This window comes from Limnohabitans sp. DCL3, assembly GCF_048019295.1.
Taxonomy (GTDB): domain Bacteria; phylum Pseudomonadota; class Gammaproteobacteria; order Burkholderiales; family Burkholderiaceae_C; genus Limnohabitans_A.
This window is the reverse complement of the sequence record NZ_CP171842.1, coordinates 2301400-2321557: the sequence shown is the minus strand read 5'-3', so window position 1 is coordinate 2321557 and position 20158 is coordinate 2301400. Positions and strand designations below refer to the sequence as shown.

The window sequence follows — 20158 nt, the reverse complement described above, 5'->3', positions numbered from 1 at the left end:
CACAATTTGCCCATGCAAGACGCCCAGCCCCACATGCCCCACTTTGCCCAAGACCCCGCCGCTTTTTTGAAGGCGCTTTATGACGTGGCCGTCCAACGTGCCTTGCCCCTGCACAACACCGCCGCCCATTTGCCCACCCCGCCAGATCCCGCCAAGGGCCGCACGCTGGTCTTGGGCGCTGGCAAAGCCGGGGGCGCTATGGCGCAAGCCGTGGAGGCTTTGTGGCCCCTTGACGCCCCGCTGTCGGGTCTGGTGGTCACGCGTTATGGTCACACACCACCACGCCCGGCAGGATTGCCCTCGCGCATCGAGGTGGTCGAAGCCGCTCACCCCGTGCCCGATGCAGCGGGTTTGCAAGCGGCCGAGCGCATTTTGGAATTAACCCAAGGCTTGACGGCTGACGACCTGGTGCTGTGCTTGATTTCGGGCGGTGGCTCGTCGCTGCTGACCCTGCCTGCCAATGGCATCGATTTGCAGCTCAAACAAGACATCAACCGCCAGCTGTTGGCCAGCGGGGCCAATATTGCTGAGATGAACGGCCTGCGCAAGCACCTCTCGCGCATCAAAGGCGGGCGCTTGGCAGCGGCGTGCAGCCCTGCGCGGGTGGTCACGCTCACCATCAGCGACGTGCCGGGCGATGACCCGTCCATCATTGCCAGCGGCCCCACCGTGCCCGATGCCACCAGTTGCGCCGATGCACTGGCCATTCTCCAACGCTACGCCATCACGGTGCCTGACTCGGTGCGCGAGGCCTTGCAGTCGGGCATTTGGGAAACGCCCAAACCCGGCTCGCCCGTGTTTGCGGGACACCGTGTGCACATGATCGCCACGCCCCAGCAGTCGCTGGAGGCCGCCGCGGCGGCAGCCCGTGCGCAAGGGCTGAACGCCTACATCTTGAGCGACGAGATCGAAGGCGAATCGCGCGAAGTGGGCAAGGTGCACGCGGCGCTGGCCCGTGCGGCGGCCAAAGGACAGGGTCCGTTCATCAAGCCCTGCGTGATCTTGAGCGGAGGCGAAACCACCGTCACGATCAAACCGCAGCCCGTCGGGACACCCCAAGGCCGCGGCGGCCGGGCGGGTGAGTTTTGCTTGGGTTTGGCGCAAGCCCTGCAAGGCCAGCCGGGCATCTGGGCCCTGGCGGCCGATACCGATGGCATCGATGGCATGGAGGACAACGCTGGTGCGCAAGTGAACCCCGATACGCTGGCCCGTGCCCTGGCATGGGGCCACAAGGTGGACGAGCACTTGCAGCGCAACGACGCTTACGGCTTCTTTGAGGCCTTGGGTGACTTGGTCATCACCGGACCGACGCACACCAATGTGAACGATTTTCGGGCCATTTTGGTGCAGTGATGCGGCGTTATTGATTTGGGTCAAAGCCCGCATCCTGTGGGTCTGGCACATTCGTCGCCACCATGTTGGATACCTCTTTGCCCCCTTTGTCCGAGCTTGCCGCCGCTGTGGCGCCAGGCACCGTGTTGCTCAATCGAGGCGACGCGGTAGACCGCATCGTGCACGTCTTGCAAGGGCGTGTGGTGCTGGGCGTGATGGTGGACGGTCACATGGCGCATCAACTGGGTGTGGTCGAGGGGCCGTTCTGGCTCGAAGCCGCCTCGGGCCTGCTGGGTCTGCCGCACGCGGTCGATGCGGTGGCCGAGACCGAAGTGCAGCTGCAGCATGTGAGCGTGGCAGACTTTGTGGGCAAAGTGCAAGCATGGCCCGAGGCTTCGCACCACTTGCTCATGGACATGGCCCATTCGCAACGCCAACAAACCGAAATGGCCGTCAGCCGTTTGGCCAAAGACGCCGATGCGCGCTGCGCTGAATGGCTGCTGCGCCATGCCAAAGCCACCGATCAGTCGGGCCATTTGGCCGTGAAGCTGACCGAGCGCAAACGCAGCATCGCGGCGCAACTGGGCATTGCCCCAGAAACTTTTTCACGCGTGCTGCGCCACTTGCGCGAGCGCCAGCTCATCAGCGGCAGCGGCCGTGTGCTGGGTTTGCCCAATCCGCAAGCACTGCGCGAGTTGGCCGGTGTGTGACACGGCAGGTGTCCAGCACCGGCAGGCCAGAGAAGGTCAGCACGGCGGCTTTATGATTTGAACCTGTGCTTCAACGGCAGCCCCCTTTGTCATGGCCATCCCTCCCCCCTACATGAGTGAACTTGAATCGCCCAGCCCTGCCCAACTGGGAGCCTGGCCGGGTCTGACGCTGCTGGTGTTTGGGACAGCGTGGTGTGGCCATTGCCGCGCCGCTCAACCGCTCATTGCGCAGGCTTTGGCCGCGCCAACGCCATGGCAGCACCTCCAAATCGAAGACGGGCCGGGCCGTGCTTTGGGCCGCAGCTACCGGGTCAAGCTCTGGCCCACCTTGGTGCTGTTGCGAGATGGACAAGAGGTGGCGCGTTTGGTGCGGCCGGCCAGCGTGCAGGACATTGAAGATGCGATGACCAGAGCCTTGTCATGACCGAGCGATGGGTACCGATGGGCTTGGCGTTGATCGAAGCGGCCCTGCGGGCGCAGGCCGATGCGCAGCAGGCCGTGCCCATGAAGGCTTATATGCTCGATCAGTTCGCCTTTCTGGGCATCCGTGCAGGCCCGCGGCGTGTGGCCATGAAAGAGGCACTTCAGACGCTTCCTAAGTTCGCGGGCACGGCCGATGAAGTGCTGGCATTGGCCGAGGCCCTGTGGCAACTGCCCGAGCGCGAATTCCGATACGCTGCCGTGGATTGGCTCGCCCAACACCACAAGCGGCTCGATGTGAAGGCCTTGCCGCGGATCTTGCAGCTGGTGCAAACCGACCCGTGGTGGGACACGGTCGATGGTCTGGCCGGGGTGGTGGGCGACATCGTGCTGCGCGCCAAAGCCAGCCAGCCCGATGTGCAAGCACACATGGACGTTGGCCTGACGCACCCCCATCTGTGGGTGCGCCGTGTGGCCATGCTGCACCAGCTGGGCTGGCGTGGTCAGACCGATCAGGTGCGTTTGTTCCGCTACGCGCTGACGCTGGCGCCCGAGACAGACTTTTTCATCCGCAAAGCCATTGGCTGGGCCTTGCGCGACCATGCGCGAACGCAGCCAGAGGCCGTTCGAAACTTTTTACTTGAGCATGCCAGCCAGCTGTCTGGCCTGACACGCCGCGAAGCGGGCAAGCATTTGGGCTGAGCTTGCACGTGGCTTCAACCCGCCAGCAAGGCGCCCGCATCCTCGTACCAATACATCAGCGCATCGTCGTAGCTTTCCCACACGCAACCGTTGCAGCCGCGACCGCAGCACGAGGTTGGCTCGGGTGGGGGCTCTCTGAAGTCGTGGCCTGCAGCTTGCAGGCGCTCTTGAAATTGCGCAATGCCCCGGCGCACTGACGCGCGCTGGGCCTCGTTGGGGTCGATGATGGGGTGTTCGTTCTCGCAGTTCATGCCCGATTGTCCGACATGCCTGCAGGCACGGCGATCTGGCCTTGCACCACCGTGTGCGCAAGCAAGCGCTCGTCGCCCAGCACGATCATCGCAAACAGCCATTCGGCCAGGGTCTCGGTTTGCGCGGTGCGGCGCGCCAGCAGGGGCGTGGCCTTGGGGTTGAGCACCACAAAGTCCGCTTCGCAGCCCGGCTGCAGGTTGCCCACTTGGCCGCTCAAGTCCAGCGCTGCGGCGGCGCCTGCCGTGTGTTGCCACCACAGGTGTTCGGGCGCGAGGCTGATGCCGGGGCGGCCCACACTTTGCCGGGCCACCGTGTAGGCCGCGTGCATGGTGTGAAACGGACTGAAACTGGTGCCACCCCCCACATCGCTGGCCAAGCCATAGCGCAAGCCTGCCGCATCTGAAGCCCGGTAGTCAAAGAAACCACTGCCCAGAAACAGGTTGCTGGTGGGGCTGACGGCGGCGGTCGCGCCGACCTCGGCCATGCGGCGTCGGTCGGCTTCGTCGAGGTAGATGCAGTGCGCGTAGACCGAGCGCTGGCGCAAAAGGTCTGCGCGGTCGTACACGTCCAGATAGCTGCGCGCTTGCGGGAACAGTTCTTTCACCCAGCGGATCTCGTCCACGTTTTCGGCCACATGCGACTGGACCCACACATCGGGAAACTGCTGCGCGATCTCGCCTGCGCCATGCAGTTGCTCTGGGCTGCTGGTGGGCGCAAAGCGGGGCGTGATGGCGTAACCCAAGCGGTCCACGCCATGCCAGCGGCGGATCAGGTCTTCGGTCTGGCGCAGGCTCAAAGCCGTGTCGGTGTCGCGCAGGCCGTCCGGGCTGTGGCGGTCTTGCAGCACCTTGCCGGTGATCATGCGCAGACGGCGCTTTTGTGCCTCCATCATGAACGCATCGACCGACTCGGAGTGCGCCGTGGCAAAACTCAGGGCCGTGGTGACGCCGTGGCGCATGAGCTCGTCCAGAAAAAACGCGCTCACCTCGTGGGCGTAGGCCGGGTCGGCAAACTTTTTTTCGTGCGGAAAGGTGTAGTGCTCCAGCCACGGCAGCAGGCCCTCGGCGGGTGAGCCGATCACGTCGGTTTGTGGGTAATGGATGTGCAGGTCGACAAAGCCGGGTGCGATGCACAGGCCGGGCCAGTGGGTCACGGGCAGATCAGGGTACTGCGGGGCCAGTTCGCGGTAGGGGCCAATGGCCTGGATGCGCACGATGCCGTCGGCTTCGCGGGCGGTGACCAGCAGGCCGTCGGTTTCGTGCTGGGCTTGCGGCTGGGTCGGGTCGGGAAACCAGAGCAGGCTGGCTCGCCAAGCTTGGCATTCGGTCAGATGGGGGGCTTGGCGCATGGGTCGGTCGGGCGTGAATACGGGGATAAACACCCGGAAAAAGGGGGTGTTGGCAGTGGTACATTGTGCGGCAATCTCTTGGCTTGCAAGGGCCGCCGGGTCAACACTTTAGCCTCGGACTTTGCAAGAGACTTATTCAGATATTCCATCCCACCCGACATGACCACACCCCTCTTGTCTCTGCAGGGCATCACCAAGCGCTACCCGGGCGTGGTGGCCAACCAGGATGTGTCGCTGACCGTGATGCCCGGGCAAGCCCATGCCGTGCTGGGAGAAAACGGCGCGGGCAAATCCACCCTGATGAAAATCATTTACGGCTCGGTCAAACCCGACGAAGGTCAGGTGGTCTTCAACGGCCAGCCGGTCAATATTCGTAACCCACAAGAAGCGCGCAAGCTGGGCATCAGCATGGTGTTTCAGCATTTCAGCCTGTTTGACACACTCACCGTGGCCGAAAACGTGTGGCTGGGCTTGGACAAGTCGCTCAGCCTGGCCGAAGTGACCGAGCGCATCGTGGCCAAGGCCAGCGAATACGGCTTGGACCTGGAGCCCGAGCGCCCGGTGCACACCTTGAGCGTGGGTGAGATGCAGCGGGTGGAGATCATCCGAGCGCTTTTAACCGAGCCCAAGCTGTTGATCTTGGACGAGCCCACTTCGGTGTTGACACCCCAGGCGGTCGAGAAGTTGTTTGTGGTCCTGCACAAACTGGTGGGTCAGGGCGTGAGCATTTTGTACATCTCGCACAAGTTGCACGAAATCCGGGCGCTGTGCAGTGCTTGCACCGTGCTGCGCGGCGGCAAACTCACGGGCGTGTGTGATCCGCGAGAAGAAACCAACGCCAGCCTGAGCCGCCTGATGATTGGGGCAGAGCCGATGGCTTTACAGCATGTGCCGCGTGCGCCGGGCGAGGTGGTTTTGTCGGTCAAAGGCTTGAGCCTGACGCGCCAGGACCCGTTTGGGGTGGACCTCGAGGGCATTGACTTGCAAGTGCGCGCAGGCGAAGTGGTGGGCCTGGCCGGGGTCTCGGGCAATGGCCAAAAAGAGTTGCTGTGGGTCTTGTCTGGCGAAGACACCCGAGCGGGCGTTCAGTGCGGCCCAGCCAGTGTGCGTTTGTTGGGCCAATCGGTGGCGGCTTGGGGGCCGGAGCCACGCCGGCAGATGGGCCTTCAGTTTGTGCCCGAGGAGCGCTTGGGGCGCGGTGCTGTCCCTTCCCTCAGCCTGGCACAAAATCTCTTACTCACCCGAAGCGAAGCTGTGGGTGCAGGTGGCTGGGTCCGCATGGGGGCTTTGGCCGATCAGGCGCGCGGCATCATCGATCGCTTCAAGGTCAAAGCTTCAGGACCGGATGCCGCAGCTCAATCGCTGTCGGGCGGCAATTTGCAAAAGTTCATCGTGGGCCGCGAAATCAGCGCATCGCCCAAGTTGCTGATCGTCTCGCAACCGACTTGGGGGGTGGACGTGGGCGCGGCGGCGCAGATTCGCGCCGAAATTTTGGCGCTGCGTGACGCGGGTTGCGCGGTGTTGGTGGTGAGTGAGGAGTTGGAAGAATTGTTTGAGCTGTCTGACCGCATGCATGTGATCGCCAAAGGGCGTCTGTCCCCGCCCCTGTCGCGTACAGAGGCCACGGTTGAGCGCATTGGCGAATGGATGAGTGGCTTGTGGCCCGAGACTGCAGCCGCACATCAGGAGGCGCAGCATGCTCAAGCTTGAAATGCGACCCCAGGCCTCGCGCCTGTGGACTTATGCCTCGCCTGTGTTGGCCTTGGTGCTCACCGTGATGCTGGGGGTGGCCCTGTTTTTGGCGCTGGGCAAAGACCCCGTGCGCGGTTTGCAAATGTTCTTTTGGGAACCCGTCAAGTCGGGCTATGCGCTGGGCGAGTTGATGGTCAAGGCCACGCCACTGCTGCTGATTGCGCTGGGTTTGTCCGTTTGCTTTCGCTCCAATGTCTGGAACATCGGCGCGGAGGGCCAGTTCGTCATTGGCGCGGTATGCGCCGCAGGCGTGGCGCTGATGGCGGGCAAAGACACGGGCCGCTGGATCGTGCTGGCGGTGCTGCTGGCGGGCGTGCTGGGCGGCATGCTCTGGGCCGGCATCACGGCACTGCTGCGTGACCGATTCAATGCCAGCGAAATTTTGGTCAGCCTGATGCTGGTGTACGTGGCCGACATGGTGCTGAGCTACTTGGTTTATGGCCCATGGAAAGACCCGGCTGGTTTTAACTTTCCGCAATCCAAAACCTTTGAGGCGGTCACGCAAATCCCCCGTTTGATGAGTGGCTCGCGGGTCAGTGTGGGTCTGTTGTTGGCACTGGGGGGTGCGGGTTTGCTGTGGGTGTTTTTGTTCCGCACGCGGGCGGGTTTTGCCCAGCAAGTGGGTGGGCTGGCGCCAGCGGCGGCGCGTTATGCGGGCTTTTCTTCGCGCAAAGCGCTTTGGGTGGCTTTGCTCACCTCGGGCGGTGCGGCCGGCTTGGCGGGGGCGTTGGAGGTGGCCGGACCGATAGGGCAGCTCACGCCTTACGTCCCGGCGGGTTATGGTTTTGCCGCCATCATCGTGGCCTTTGTCGGGCGCTTGCACCCGGCGGGCATGGTGTTGTCGGCCGTGCTGATGAGCATGTTCTACATCGGCGGGGAACTGGCGCAATCGCGGCTGGGCTTGCCCAAGTCAATCACCGGCGTGTTCCAGGGTTTGCTGCTGTTTTGTTTGCTGGCATGTGACACGCTGGTGGCCTACCGCTTGCGCTGGGTAGCCACCCAGAAAGGGAGCTTGTGATGGAGTCTTATGCTTTGCTGATCGCAGCGACCTTGAATGCGGGCACCGTGCTGGCGCTGGCCGCTTTGGGTTTGCTGATCAATGAAAAAGCGGGGGTGGTGAACCTGGGGGCCGAGGGCATGATGCTGTGCGCGGCCATCGCGGGCTTTGCCTGCGTGGTGCATACCGGCAACGACTGGCTCGGCTTTGCGGCGGGCATGGGCGCAGGCGCGTTGCTGGCGGCCATTTTTGGGGTGCTGGTGATTTGGTTGAATACCAATCAATATGCCACTGGCTTGGCATTGAGTTTGTTCGGGGTGGGCTTCTCCGCCTTTGTGGGCATTGGCTACGTTCAAGAGAAGCTCCCCGAGCGTCCCAGTTATGCCATTCCTGGCCTGGCCGATATCCCGCTGGTCGGGCCCGCTTTGTTCAAGCAACATCCGCTCGTTTATGGGGCCATGGCGCTGGTCTTGGCCCTGATTTGGTTCTTGTACAAAAGTCGCACCGGTTTGGTGCTGCGGGCGGTGGGCGAGTCGCCCGCTTCGGCGCATGCTTTGGGTTACCCGGTGCGCCGCATCCGTTTGGCGGCGGTGGTCGTCGGCGGCGCTCTGTGCGGCTTGGCCGGCGCCTACATCTCGGTGAGTTACACCCCTTTGTGGGTGGAGGGCATGGTGGCGGGCAAAGGCTGGATCGCTCTGGCGCTGACCACCTTTGCCACTTGGCGGCCGGCACGGGTTTTGCTGGGGGCTTACCTGTTTGGTGGTGTGACCATGCTGCAGTTCCATTTGCAAGGCATGGGGGTGGAAGTTCCCAGCCAAATGCTCACTGCGCTGCCTTACATGGCCACCATCGTGGTGCTGGCCCTGATTTCGCGAAACCCCACCTGGATTCGCGTGAACATGCCCGCCTCGTTGGGTAAACCGTTTTATCCCGGTTCATAATCTCGTTTTTCCAACCCCTGTAACCCTGCTCTAAAGGACCTGACATGACAGACATCTCCAAGCGCTCCATCGTCAAGATGGTGGCCCTGACCGCTGTGGCCGCCGCCGCACTGGTTGGCTGTGGCAAAAAAGAAGAAGCCCCCAAGGCTGAAGCCCCCGCTGCGGCCAAGGCTGAGCCTCTGAAGATCGCGTTTGCCTATGTGGGCCCTGTGGGAGACGGCGGCTGGACCTTTGCGCACGACAATGGCCGCAAGGAAGTCGAAAAAGCCTTTGGCGACAAAGTCGTCACCAGTTTTGTCGAAAAAGTGCCAGAAAGCGCTGATGCCGAACGCGTGATCCGCGACATGGCCGCCCAAGGCAACAAGCTCATTTTTGGTACCACTTTTGGCTACATGGAGCCCATGCTCAAAGTGGCGGCCGACACCAAAGACGTGAAGTTTGAGCACGCTACCGGCTACAAAACTGCCGAAAACATGCGCACCTACGACAGCCGCACCTACGAAGGCGCGTACATGGCTGGCGTGATCGCGGGCAAGATGACCAAGACCAACACCTTGGGTGTGGTGGCTTCGATCGCCATCCCTGAAGTGGTGCGCAACATCAACAGCTTCACCATGGGTGCCCAGTCGGTCAACCCCAAGGTCAAGACCAAAGTCGTCTGGGTCAACGAGTGGTTCAACCCACCCAAAGAAACCGAAGCCGCCACCTCGCTGATCAACGGCGGTGCGGACGTGCTGATGCAAAACACCGACTCGTCGGCCGTGTTGCAGACGGCTGAAAAATTGGGCAAGCGTGCTTTTGGTTGGGATTCCGACATGACCGCCTACGGCCCCAAAGCCCACCTGGGTTCGGCTGTGATCAACTGGGGCCCTTACTACGTCAAGGCCGTGGGTGAAGCCCTGGAAGGCAAGTGGAGCACCGGCCAAAGCTGGTGGGGTGTGAAAGAAGGCGCGATCGACATGGTCAATGTGGCCGCTGACGTGCCAGAAGACACCAAAAAGCGCATCGATGAAATCAAGGCGGGTCTGAAAGACGGCAGCTTCGCCATCTGGAAAGGCCCCATCGTGGACCAAGCCGGTAAAGAAGTGCTGGCCAAAGACGCCGTGGCTGACGACAAGTTCTTGGGCGGCGTGATGTTCTACGTCAAGGGCGTGGAAGGCAAGATCCCAGGCAAGTGATCGGGAACCCCGTTTCCTGAACCCAAGCCGCCTGACGCCAGTCAGGCGGCTTTTTTCTTGATGCTGGCCCCTTGGTGACGGCAAAGCCCAGCGGGTTTGATACGCTGGCTGCCGTGTCTATTCCTGCAAAGGCCCCAGCTTTGTTCAAACATTTGGAATCCCCCGCTGCGGCGGTCAAAACCGCTGCGCAAATCCGAGCCGACTTTGGCAGCACCTACGCCACCAATGCGCTGATTGGCTTCATCTTTGCTGCCACCGGGCCCGTGGCCGTTATCTTGTCAGTGGGCACACGCGGCGGTTTGTCGCCCCAAGAGTTGGCGTCTTGGGTGTTCGGGGTGTTTTTTGTCAACGGGCTGGTCAGTTTGCTGATGAGCTGGCGCTACACCACGCCGCTGGCGTTTGGCTGGACGATCCCCGGCACTGTGCTGGTGGGCCCAGCCTTGCAGCACCTGAGTTTTGCCGAGGTGATTGGCGCTTTTTATGCCACCAGTGCCTTGATTTTGGTGCTGGGTCTGAGCGGCTGGGTCAAGCGCGTCATGGCGACGCTGCCCATGCCCATCGTCATGGGCATGGTGGCCGGGGTGTTTTTGCGTTTTGGCCTTGACATCGTGCGGGCCTTGCACAGCGATGTGAGCATTGCCGCACCCATGGTGCTGGTGTTTCTGATCCTCTCTGCACGGGCCGATTGGGGCCAGCGCCTGCCGCCTGTCATCGGTGCCTTGCTGGTGGGGGCTTTGGCGGTGGCAGTGTCGGGCAGGCTGGACGCTGCTGCGGTGGGACAATTGGCTTTGGCGCAGCCCGTCATCCAGGCGCCGGCGTGGTCGTTTGCCGCGATGCTGGAGCTGGTGGTGCCCTTGGCCATCACGGTGTTGGTGGTGCAAAACGGGCAGGGCGTGGCCGTGCTCAAAAACGCGGGCCATGAGCCGCCGGTCAACATGATCGCCGTGGCCTGCGGATTGGGCGGCGCTTTCAGCGCCGTCTTGGGTGCAGTCAGCACGTGCCTGACCGGGCCGACCAACGGCTTGCTCACCTCGTCCGGCGAGAAACATCGCCACTACACCGGCGCTTTGATGTTTGGCGTGCTGGCACTGCTGTTTGGCCTGATGGCGCCCACCTTCACCGGTTGGATGCTGGCCGCGCCCAAAGAGTTCATCATGGTGCTCGGTGGACTGGCCATGTTGCGCGTTTTACAGGGTGCTTTTGTGGCTTCGTTTGGCGCGGGGCGGTTTTCACTGGGCGCACTGGTCAGTTTGCTGGTCACAGTGGCTGACATGGGCTTGTTCAACATTGGCGCGGCATTTTGGGGCCTGGTGGCTGGGTTCGCGGTGTCGTGGTGGATGGAACGGGGCGATTTTCAGAGCCGCTGAACACGCAGGGATAGGGCCAACATGCACATTCAAACCATCAACGATGGCGTTCATGCCCTGTACGATCCGGCGGGCTTGCATGTGGGAAACTTCAAATGGATCAATGGCCTGTGGAAGTTCAAAGCCATCGGTTACGACCCAACAGGCCAAGTCGTGCCAGGTGGTGGTCCATTGACCGACCGACACAATACGACCATCGCACAACTTGATGAAGCCTTGATCCGCGCCCAATTTTTTTGAAGGAATGACCATGTTCAAAGTCCACGCCATCCCGCCACAGCGTCTGCCCGAGTTGCTGCGCCTCATGCCCAAGGCGGAATTGCACATCCACATCGAAGGCTCTTTGGAGCCTGAGCTGATTTTTGAACTGGCCCGGCGCAACGGCGTGTCTTTGCCCTACGCCGATGTGGCGGCCTTGCGCAGCGCCTACGCCTTCACCAACCTGCAAAGCTTTTTGGACCTGTATTACGCCGGGGCCAGCGTGTTGCTGCACGAGCAAGACTTTTACGACATGGCCTGGGCATATTTTGAAAAAGCCGCCGCCGATCATGTGGTCCGTGCGGAGTTGTTTTTTGACCCGCAAACCCACACGGCACGAGGCGTGCCCATGGGCGCCGTCATTGAAGGACTGAGCCGCGCATGCCGCGATGCGCACACCCGCCTGAACATCAGTGCCGATCTGATCTTGTGCTTCTTGCGCCACCTGTCCGAAGACGAGGCGCTGACCACGCTGGAAGATGCCATGCCCTGGCGCGAACATTTCATCGGTGTGGGACTCGATTCGAGCGAACTGGGCCACCCGCCAGAAAAGTTTGCCCGTGTATTTGCCCTTGCCCGTGAATGTGGCCTGCATGTGGTGGCCCATGCGGGTGAGGAGGGGCCGCCCGCATACATCTGGAGCGCCTTGGATGTGTTGAAGGTGGAGCGCATCGACCACGGCGTGCAAGCCCTCCAAGACGCTGCGCTCATGCAGCGCCTGGCCGACAGCCACATGCCGCTCACCGTGTGCCCGCTGTCCAACCTCAAGCTGTGCGTGTTCAAACAGTTAGCCGACCACAACCTGGGCCAGATGCTGGACGCCGGGTTGTGCGTCACCATCAATTCGGACGATCCGGCCTACTTTGGCGGCTACCTGAACGACAACTACCTGCAAACCTTTGCCGCGTTGCACCTGAACGCTCAGCAGGCTTACAAATTGGCGGCCAACAGCATCGAGGCGAGCTTTGCACCCGAGCCTGACAAGCACCGCTGGATGCATGGGTTGAAAGCCTGCTTTCAGGGGTTTGCGGAGCAAGATTGAGCGGCACCTGCGGCTTGCTAAAATCCCTCGACCAAGCCCGCTGCCCCGGCGGGCTTTGTTTTGTTCAATCTCGGGGCCATGTAGAGGACTACCATGTACAAAAACCTCGCAGCCACGCTGGTGGCCGCCTGCTTTTTTCTTCCCGCCGTTCAGGCACAAACCACGCCCAAATCCACCGAGCCCATCAAGGCCGGCTTTGTCTATGTCTCGCCCATCACCGAAGCGGGGTGGACACGCCAGCACGACGAAGGTCGCAAGCTGGTTGAAAAGGCGCTGGGTGATCAGGTCAAGACCACCTTTGTGGCCGACGTGCCCGAGGGGGCAGACGCCGAGCGCGTGATCCGCGATTTGGCCCAACAGGGCCACCAGATCATCTTCACGCCCAGTTTTGGCTACATGGAGCCGACCCTCAAGGTGGCCAAAGACTTTCCCAACATCAAGTTCGAGTCGGTGACCGGCTTCAAGACCGCGCCCAATGTGGCTGCCTCGAACGCGCGCTATTACGAGGGCCGTTACTTGGCGGGTATCGCCGCTGGACGAATGACAAAGTCGCATGTGGCAGGTTATGTCGCGGGCTTCCCGATTCCTGAGGTGCTGCAGGGCATCAACGCCTTCACCTTGGGCATGCGCTCGGTCAACCCCCAGGCCACGGTCAAGGTGGTGTGGCTCAACGCCTGGTTTGACCCACCCAAAGAGCGTGAAGCGGCGATGGCCTTGTTCAACCAAGATGTGGATGTGATCGCTTTCCACACGGGCTCCACTGCCGTGATGGCTGCAGCCCAAGAGCGCGGCAAGATGGCCGTGGCCTACCACTCCGACATGCGCCGGGTTGCGCCCGATGCGCAGATCATCGCCGTGACACACCAATGGGGTGATTACTACATGGCTCGTGTCAAGGCCGTATTGGCCGGTCAGTGGAAATCAGGCAGCGTGTGGGGCGGTGTGAAGGACGGCATGATCCGCGTGGGCGACTTTGGCCCCAAGGTGCCCAAGGCCGTGCAGGACGAAATTTTGACCCAGCAAAAAGCCGTGGGCACAGGCCGGCTGCAGCCCTTTGCCGGCCCGATCCTGGACAACGAAGGCAAGCCGGTTTTGCCGGCCGGACAGACCTTGAGTGACGCACAGATTTTGAACATGAACTACTTGGTGCAAGGGGTCGTGGGCCGCATCAACCGATGACAGGCCCGTCTGCAGCAGGCTGATTGGGCAAGACCCTAAAATAGATGCATCGTTAAAAAGGCACACCATGAGCATCAAGAGCGACAAATGGATCCGCCGCATGGCCGAGCAGCACGGCATGATCGAGCCCTTCGAGCCCGGACAGATCCGCCAGAACGCCGCCGGTCAAAAAATCGTCAGCTACGGCACCAGCAGTTACGGCTATGACATCCGCTGCGCACCGGAGTTCAAGGTGTTCACCAACATCTACAGCACGGTGGTGGACCCGAAGAATTTCGATGAGCGCAGTTTTGTGGACATCGAAGGCGATGTCTGCATCATTCCACCCAACAGTTTTGCATTGGCCCGCACGGTGGAGTACTTCCGAATTCCGCGCAATGTGCTGACCATTTGTCTGGGCAAGAGCACCTATGCGCGTTGCGGCATCATTGTCAACGTCACGCCTTTCGAGCCGGAGTGGGAAGGCTATGTCACGCTGGAGTTCAGCAACACCACGCCGCTGCCGGCCAAAATCTATGCCGGTGAGGGATGTGCTCAGGTGCTTTTCCTGGAGAGCGATGAGGTTTGCGAAACCAGTTATAAAGACCGGGGTGGCAAATACCAGGGCCAAGTGGGCGTGACTTTGCCCAAGACCTGAGGCCTGAAAACCGCGGTTCCCGAACGAATTTTGGGGACGTCGGTCCAAAATGCGACAATAGCGGGTTAATGACCGACTCTTTTTCCAATTTATCGCTGGCGCCCACGCTGGCACGAGCCGTGGCCGAAATGGGCTACGAATCCATGACCCCTATCCAGGCCCAAGCCATTCCGGTGGTATTGACGGGCCAGGACGTGATGGGCGCAGCCCAGACCGGTACAGGCAAAACCGCAGCGTTTTCGCTGCCTTTGCTGCAGCGACTGCTCAAGCACGAGAACCCCTCCACCTCGCCCGCCCGTCACCCGGTGCGTGCCTTGGTGCTGCTGCCCACGCGTGAGCTGGCCGACCAGGTGGCCCAACAAATCAAGCTCTACGCCAAGTACACCCAATTGCGCAGTGCCGTGGTATTTGGTGGCATGGACATGAAGCCCCAGACGCTGGAGCTGAAAAAAGGCGTCGAGGTGCTGGTGGCCACGCCCGGCCGGTTGCTGGACCACATCGAAGCCAAAAACGCGGTGCTCAACCAGGTGGAATATGTGGTGCTGGACGAAGCCGACCGCATGCTGGACATCGGCTTTTTGCCCGATCTGCAGCGCATCTTGAGCTTTTTGCCCAAGCAGCGCACCACGCTGCTGTTTTCGGCCACTTTTTCCCCCGAGATCAAGCGCTTGGCGGGCAGCTATCTGCAAAACCCCATCACCATCGAGGTGGCCCGGCCCAATGAAACCGCCTCCACCGTCGAGCAGCGTTTTTACGCCGCCCAAGACGATGACAAGCGCCGCGTGATCCGCAAGGTGCTGACCGACCGGGGCATCAAACAGGCGTTCATCTTCGTCAACAGCAAGCTCGGCTGCGGTCGCTTGGCTCGCTCTTTGGAGCGCGAAGGCTTGCGCACAGCCGCTTTGCACGGCGACAAGAGCCAGGACGAACGCTTGAAGGCGCTCGAGGCCTTCAAGCAGGGTGAAGTGGATTTGTTGGTGTGTACCGATGTGGCCGCTCGCGGTCTGGACATCAAGGATGTGCCGGCGGTGTTCAACTTTGATGTGCCATTCAACGCCGAAGACTATGTCCACCGCATTGGCCGCACAGGCCGCGCCGGAGCTTCTGGTTTGGCGGTGACCTTGGTGAGCCCATCCGATACCCGATTGGTGGGGGACATTGAAAAGCTGATCAAGAAAAAGCTTGACGTGGAAACGCTGCAACTGGACACACGGCCTGCAGGTCCAGTACCGGAAAAGTGGGGGGAGCGTGCTGAAGATCGGCCCCGTGCGCGGGCTTCTGAAGGGCGCCGCCGTGAGCACGATCCACGTGATGCCTTGGATGCGCCCCAGGAGCGGCGTGGGGGCTTTCGCCCTGCACCGATCAACCGCGATCCGTTTTTCCAAAAGCCGTACGAAGCCAGCGCTTCAAATGTGGCACCCAGCTGGGAACCCAGCACCCCCCAAACGCCTCGTTCATCGATTTCGGCCAACATCAAGCCCAAGCGTAAAGTGGCGGCCTTGTTCAAGTCCGGCGAATGAACGCATGCGCAAGGGTTGGCCCGCTGGGCCAGTGCTTGAGGAATTGATCGGGATTGATCAGACTTGAGACCCGGTCTTTACCGGGGCTTCAAACGGGTGTCATGGGAGGCTGTCAAAATCGGCCCATGCGCGATACCTTCCCCACACCTCCACTCCCTTTTGTTTCTCAGCCTTTGACCGGGCACTTGTCTGGTTTGTCGCGGGGTTTTGTGGCATCGGCAGTGGTGTTGCTCTGTGCCCCAAGCGTGGCCTTGGCGCAGGCCCCAGCTGCGGCCCCTGCAGCCACCGACTTGGGCCAAGTCGAAATCCGCGGCACGCGCAACACCGACACCGAAGCGCGCCAAGAATCCAGTGCTTCCAAAATTGTGATCGGCCGCGAAGAGATCGACAAACAAGGCGATGCGACCTTGGGGGATGTGCTCAAGCGCTTGCCGGGCGTGACGGTGCAAGGCGCGCCTGGCCGGGGCGGTGCCATCCGCATGCGCGGTTTGGGCGGGGGCTATACCCAAATTTTGCTCGATGGCCAGCGCATGCCGCCGGGTTTTTCGGTGGACTCGTTGACCCCTGAGCAGGTGGAGCGCATTGAAATTTTGCGCGCACCGACTGCCGAAACCGGGGCCCGGGCCATTGCAGGCACCCTCAACATCGTGCTGCGGGAGGGCCGAAAAGCCACCCCAGACGATTTGAAAATCACCCGCAGCCAAGAGCACGGCCAAGGCTCGAACATGTTGAATTGGGTGCACAACCTGAACACATCGCCCGTGAGCGGCACCTTCACGCTGTCGGCCATGGACAGTCAACGTGCCGACGAGAGCGTGACAGAAATCGATTCGGATTACCGTGATGACCAAGTGCGCAAATCCGAGTCCTCAGGCCGTCGCCAAGGCGTGCATGCGAACACCCGCTTGCAGTGGAAAGGCGAGCAGGGCAAAAGCCTGACCTTGACGCCTTTTCTGATTTATTCTGAATACACGGCTCAAGGCCGCATCGATGCCCGCCCTCTGACATCGACGAGCATCACTGACGTGGCGCTGACCGACAACCACAGCCGCTATGCCGCCGCCCGATTGAACGGGCAGTGGGCCCAGCGTTTGTCGGCCGATGACCGTTTGGACGTGAATTTCGGCTGGGGCCAGTCCCAATACGATCAGCACATCACCCAGACCCCTGTGGACCTGTCCCAAGCGCTTTTATTGAAGGCTGCGGATGAACAACGCTTCACCGATCGCAGCAACACCCTGACCGCCAAGTGGACCCGGGTGTTGGACAGCGGCCACCAACTGGTCAGTGGCTTGGAGCACGAAGGCGTGCGGCGTGTGGAGGAAGCCAGCGCGGGTGCTGGCGACGAGAGCGGTAACCTGAAAGCCCGCACGGCCCGTTGGGCGGCTTACACCCAAGACGAGTTCAAGATCAACCCGAATTGGTCAGCCTATGCCGGTCTTCGCTACGAGAGCATCCTGACCGAGGGGCAGGTCAGCGAGGCTTTGAAGCGCAACAAGGGCCAGGTGTGGACGCCTTTGCTGCACGCCTTGTGGAAGCCGGATCCGGCCAAGCGTGACCAAGTTCGCATGAGCCTCACGCGCAGCTACAAGACACCCACCCTCTACAACATGGTGGCACCGCTGCGCTACTCGCGTGATTACCCCATCCCGGGCAACAACGTCCCGACCCAACCTGACCGTGTGGGCAACCCCGACTTGAAGCCTGAGTTGGCCACCGGGATAGACCTGGCTTTCGAGCGCTATCTGGAGGGTGGGGGGGTGCTCAGTGCCAACGTGTTCCGGCGCAACATTCAGGACCTGATCCGTTACCAAACCACCACCACTTGTACGGTTGACGGTGGGGCACGTTGTGTCTCGTCTCCCCAAAACGTGGGCGACGCCGTCACCCAAGGCATCGAGCTGGAGGCCAAATTCCGTCTGAACCTAGCCTTTGCCCAGGCTTGGCCCGTGGACATTCGCAGCAATGCGAGCTTCTTCCGCTCCAAGGTGAAAGATGTGCCCGGCCCTGACAACCGCCTGGACCAACAACCCAGCATGACCGCCAACCTGGGGGCCGATTACCGGCTTCGCGGCGTGCCCATGACGGTGGGCGGCAATGTCAACTGGAACCCCGATTACGAGACCCGGCGCAGCCAGGAGCAACTGTCTTACCAGGGCATCAAACGCGTTGTCGACGTGTACGGACAGTGGCGCTTTTCGGCAGCGACCGCCTTGCGCTTGACCGTGAGCAATCTGTTGCCGCGCGACTACGAGACCGCCACCACGTTCAACACGGGCGGCCTGAGCGAAACAGCCCGCACCACCGACCGCAATTGGCGCAATATTCAGCTGCGACTGGAAATGAAAATATAAATCCCACAAAGGAGACACCCATGCCCATCCAAGACGCCGCTTGGCACGACCGCATGTACAACAACCGGGCCTTGGTGCCCGATTTCGCGGATCACTTCGAACACTGGAAAAACGCCTCGGTGCAAGCCCGCGACACGCTCAAGCCCCTGCTGGATGTGCCTTATGGCGAAGGCCCCCAAGAAACCTTGGACATTTTTCCGGCCACCAAGGTCAACGCACCTGTGGTGATCTTCATTCACGGTGGTTACTGGCGCAGCCTGGACAAGTCGGACCATTCTTTTGTCGCACCAGCCTTGCGCGACATGGGCGCCTGTGTCGTGGTGGTCAATTACGCATTGTGTCCTGGCAGCGAAGCTCGGCCTGTCACAGTGCCCGACATCGCCCTGCAAATGGCGCGGGCCACCGCTTGGGTTTGGCGGCACATTGCCGAGCAAGGGGGGGATCGCAATAACATCACGGTGATCGGCCATTCGGCTGGCGGGCACTTGGCGGCCATGCTGCTGGCGTGCGAGTGGAAGAAGCTGGGGCGCGATTTGCCTGCGGGCCTGGTGCGCAAATCCCTGTCGATTTCGGGCTTGTTTGATTTGGCACCCGTGCGCAAGACGCCTTTTGTCCAGGGTGATCTCCGCTTGACCCCTGAGCAGGTGCGCATGGCCAGTCCGGCCAAATGGCAGCGGCCTCGCCGTGGTGTTTTGTTCACCGTGGTGGGGGGCGATGAAAGCCCCGAGTTTTTGCGCCACAACCGCTTGATCCACCAGGCTTGGGGTCCCAAGACAGTGCCCGTCTGCGAAGAGTTGGCCGGGTTGAACCACTTCAGTGTGGTCACGGACCTCACGCGTGTGGGCACTCGGCTCAACGCCTTGGCGAAAACCTTGATCGATCAGCCCGCCTGATCAGCCGCTCACACCTCCAAAGGGCTAGCCCTGGCGCTTGCCTTTGGGGGTGAACGGTGCAGCAGCCTCAAGCGGGCAAAAACCGCTCGACCAACAACGACCAAAACGCCGAGCCCACGGCCACGTTTTGGTCGTTGAAGTCATAGCCCGGGTTGTGCACCATGCAAGCGCCATGGCCGTCACCCGTGCCATCGCCATTGCCAATCAGCAGGTAGCTGCCCGGCACCTTCTCCAGCATGAAGGCGAAATCTTCGCTGCCGTTCAGCGCGCGGCCCTGTCGCAGCACTTGGTCAGCGCCCACCAGCTCTTCGGCCACGCTGCGGGCCAAGTCAGTCTCGGCCAGGTGGTTCACCAGCACGGGGTAGCCGCGTTGGTAGTCGATGTCGGCCGTGACGCCATAGCTTTGTGCTTGGGCGTTGACCAGTTCGGTGATGCGCTTTTCCAGCAGGATGCGCACATCCCGGTCCAGCGAGCGCACGCTCAAGCGCAGTGTGGCGGTCTGTGGAATCACGTTGTTGGCCACGCCCGCGTTGAACGCGCCCACGGTGATGATGGCCATTTGCTGCGGATCAACATTGCGCGCCACGATGCTTTGCAGTCCCAAGACGATGGCGGATCCGGCCACCACCGGGTCAGTGGCCATGTGGGGCATGGCACCGTGCCCGCCTTTGCCATGCAAAGTGATGGTCACGTTGTCAGACGAGGCCATGGCCGGGCCGTCACGAAAAATCAGATGCCCTTGTGGCTGCCCCGGCATGTTGTGCATGGCAAAAATGGCATCGCACGGGAACTGCTCAAACAGACCGTCCGCCATCATCTTCTTGGCGCCGCCCAAACCTTCTTCGGCGGGCTGGAAGATCAGGTTCACGGTGCCCGAGAAAACGCCTTTTTGGGCGATGTGTTTGGCCGCAGCCAAGAGCATGGCGGTGTGGCCGTCATGCCCGCAGGCGTGCATGATGCCCGCATTGCAACTGGCGTAAGGCAGGCCCGTGGCTTCGTCAATCGGCAAAGCGTCCATGTCGGCACGGATACCGATGCTTTTGCTGCCCGAGCCTTTGTGGAGCTGGCCCACCAAGCCCGTGCCGCCCAAGCCGCGCGTGACTTGGTAGCCCCAGGCGCACAGTTGCTCGGCCACCAGGTCGCTCGTGCGGTATTCCTTGTAGCCCATTTCCGGATGACGATGGATGTCCCGCCGCACCGCGATGAATTCATCCGCCTGCGCATGCAGGTCGTGCAGTTTGTCGTGCAAAAAAGCTTCGCTGGGTGCGTTCATGGC

Annotated in this window: 19 protein-coding genes; 16 read left to right on the top strand and 3 right to left on the bottom strand. The window is 61.5% G+C overall.

The window, feature by feature from the left end; all coding sequences use genetic code 11:
• Nucleotides 1–12: 12 nt before the first annotated feature.
• The 4 genes from ACHEXK_RS10620 (at nucleotide 13) to ACHEXK_RS10605 (ending at nucleotide 3164) form a co-directional block, all read left to right on the top strand.
• The gene (locus ACHEXK_RS10620; protein ID WP_416545985.1) at nucleotides 13–1353 is read left to right on the top strand and encodes a glycerate kinase type-2 family protein; all 1341 of its coding nucleotides are present in this window, start codon (nucleotides 13–15) and stop codon (nucleotides 1351–1353) included.
• 62 nt (nucleotides 1354–1415) lie between these two features.
• Nucleotides 1416–2042: a Crp/Fnr family transcriptional regulator gene (locus ACHEXK_RS10615; protein WP_416545983.1), complete on the top strand. Its 627-nt coding sequence runs from the start codon at nucleotides 1416–1418 to the stop codon at nucleotides 2040–2042.
• 112 nt (nucleotides 2043–2154) lie between these two features.
• Complete coding sequence (locus ACHEXK_RS10610) at nucleotides 2155–2466, top strand: thioredoxin family protein (RefSeq protein WP_416548927.1); 312 nt, start codon at nucleotides 2155–2157, stop codon at nucleotides 2464–2466.
• A complete protein-coding gene (locus tag ACHEXK_RS10605) occupies nucleotides 2463–3164 on the top strand; it encodes a DNA alkylation repair protein (protein WP_416545981.1) in 702 nt (233 codons plus the stop codon). The genes ACHEXK_RS10610 and ACHEXK_RS10605 overlap by 4 nt, the downstream gene beginning before the upstream one ends.
• 14 nt (nucleotides 3165–3178) lie before the next feature.
• Here ACHEXK_RS10605 and ACHEXK_RS10600 read toward each other — a convergent pair whose 3' ends face one another.
• Together ACHEXK_RS10600 and guaD are read right to left on the bottom strand one after the other, a co-directional pair.
• A complete protein-coding gene (locus ACHEXK_RS10600; protein ID WP_416545979.1) occupies nucleotides 3179–3415 on the bottom strand; it encodes an oxidoreductase-like domain-containing protein in 237 nt (78 codons plus the stop codon).
• Entirely contained in the window at nucleotides 3412–4764 is a 1353-nt protein-coding gene (gene guaD, locus ACHEXK_RS10595; protein WP_416545977.1) for a guanine deaminase, read from the bottom strand. Before guaD ends, ACHEXK_RS10600 begins: the two co-directional genes overlap by 4 nt.
• A gap of 159 nt (nucleotides 4765–4923) precedes the next feature.
• On the opposite strand from guaD, the gene ACHEXK_RS10590 reads away from it, so the two are divergent.
• From ACHEXK_RS10590 to ACHEXK_RS10535, 12 genes are all read left to right on the top strand, one after another.
• Entirely contained in the window at nucleotides 4924–6474 is a 1551-nt protein-coding gene (locus ACHEXK_RS10590; protein ID WP_416545975.1) for an ABC transporter ATP-binding protein, read from the top strand.
• Complete coding sequence (locus tag ACHEXK_RS10585) at nucleotides 6461–7534, top strand: ABC transporter permease (RefSeq protein WP_416545973.1); 1074 nt, start codon at nucleotides 6461–6463, stop codon at nucleotides 7532–7534. Before ACHEXK_RS10590 ends, ACHEXK_RS10585 begins: the two co-directional genes overlap by 14 nt.
• Nucleotides 7534–8454 carry an ABC transporter permease gene (locus ACHEXK_RS10580; protein ID WP_416545971.1) on the top strand — a complete coding sequence of 307 codons (921 nt, stop codon included), beginning with the start codon at nucleotides 7534–7536 and terminating at the stop codon, nucleotides 8452–8454. The genes ACHEXK_RS10585 and ACHEXK_RS10580 overlap by 1 nt, the downstream gene beginning before the upstream one ends.
• A gap of 44 nt (nucleotides 8455–8498) precedes the next feature.
• Nucleotides 8499–9632 carry a BMP family ABC transporter substrate-binding protein gene (locus ACHEXK_RS10575; protein ID WP_416545969.1) on the top strand — a complete coding sequence of 378 codons (1134 nt, stop codon included), beginning with the start codon at nucleotides 8499–8501 and terminating at the stop codon, nucleotides 9630–9632.
• Nucleotides 9633–9772: 140 nt separating this feature from the next.
• Nucleotides 9773–10999, top strand: a complete 1227-nt coding sequence (locus ACHEXK_RS10570; protein ID WP_416545967.1) for a benzoate/H(+) symporter BenE family transporter — start codon at nucleotides 9773–9775, stop codon at nucleotides 10997–10999.
• A gap of 21 nt (nucleotides 11000–11020) precedes the next feature.
• A complete protein-coding gene (locus tag ACHEXK_RS10565; RefSeq protein WP_416545965.1) occupies nucleotides 11021–11239 on the top strand; it encodes a hypothetical protein in 219 nt (72 codons plus the stop codon).
• 10 nt (nucleotides 11240–11249) lie between these two features.
• On the top strand, nucleotides 11250–12299 hold the full coding sequence (locus tag ACHEXK_RS10560; protein WP_416545963.1) for an adenosine deaminase: 1050 nt from the start codon (nucleotides 11250–11252) through the stop codon (nucleotides 12297–12299).
• 93 nt (nucleotides 12300–12392) lie between these two features.
• Nucleotides 12393–13478 (top strand): BMP family ABC transporter substrate-binding protein, encoded by a 1086-nt coding sequence (locus ACHEXK_RS10555; RefSeq protein WP_416545961.1) that lies wholly within the window; start codon nucleotides 12393–12395, stop codon nucleotides 13476–13478.
• Nucleotides 13479–13545: 67 nt separating this feature from the next.
• Nucleotides 13546–14115, top strand: a complete 570-nt coding sequence (gene dcd, locus ACHEXK_RS10550) for a dCTP deaminase (RefSeq protein WP_019425458.1) — start codon at nucleotides 13546–13548, stop codon at nucleotides 14113–14115.
• Between the two features lie 68 nt (nucleotides 14116–14183).
• Nucleotides 14184–15635 (top strand): DEAD/DEAH box helicase, encoded by a 1452-nt coding sequence (locus ACHEXK_RS10545; RefSeq protein ID WP_416545959.1) that lies wholly within the window; start codon nucleotides 14184–14186, stop codon nucleotides 15633–15635.
• Nucleotides 15636–15760: 125 nt separating this feature from the next.
• Nucleotides 15761–17989, top strand: a complete 2229-nt coding sequence (locus ACHEXK_RS10540; RefSeq protein ID WP_416545957.1) for a TonB-dependent receptor plug domain-containing protein — start codon at nucleotides 15761–15763, stop codon at nucleotides 17987–17989.
• Nucleotides 17990–18009: 20 nt separating this feature from the next.
• Nucleotides 18010–18882, top strand: a complete 873-nt coding sequence (locus tag ACHEXK_RS10535) for an alpha/beta hydrolase (protein ID WP_416545955.1) — start codon at nucleotides 18010–18012, stop codon at nucleotides 18880–18882.
• Between the two features lie 67 nt (nucleotides 18883–18949).
• Here the strand turns inward: ACHEXK_RS10535 and ACHEXK_RS10530 are convergent, their stop codons facing one another.
• Nucleotides 18950–20155: a M20 aminoacylase family protein gene (locus ACHEXK_RS10530; protein WP_416545953.1), complete on the bottom strand. Its 1206-nt coding sequence runs from the start codon at nucleotides 20153–20155 to the stop codon at nucleotides 18950–18952.
• Nucleotides 20156–20158 lie beyond the last annotated feature (3 nt).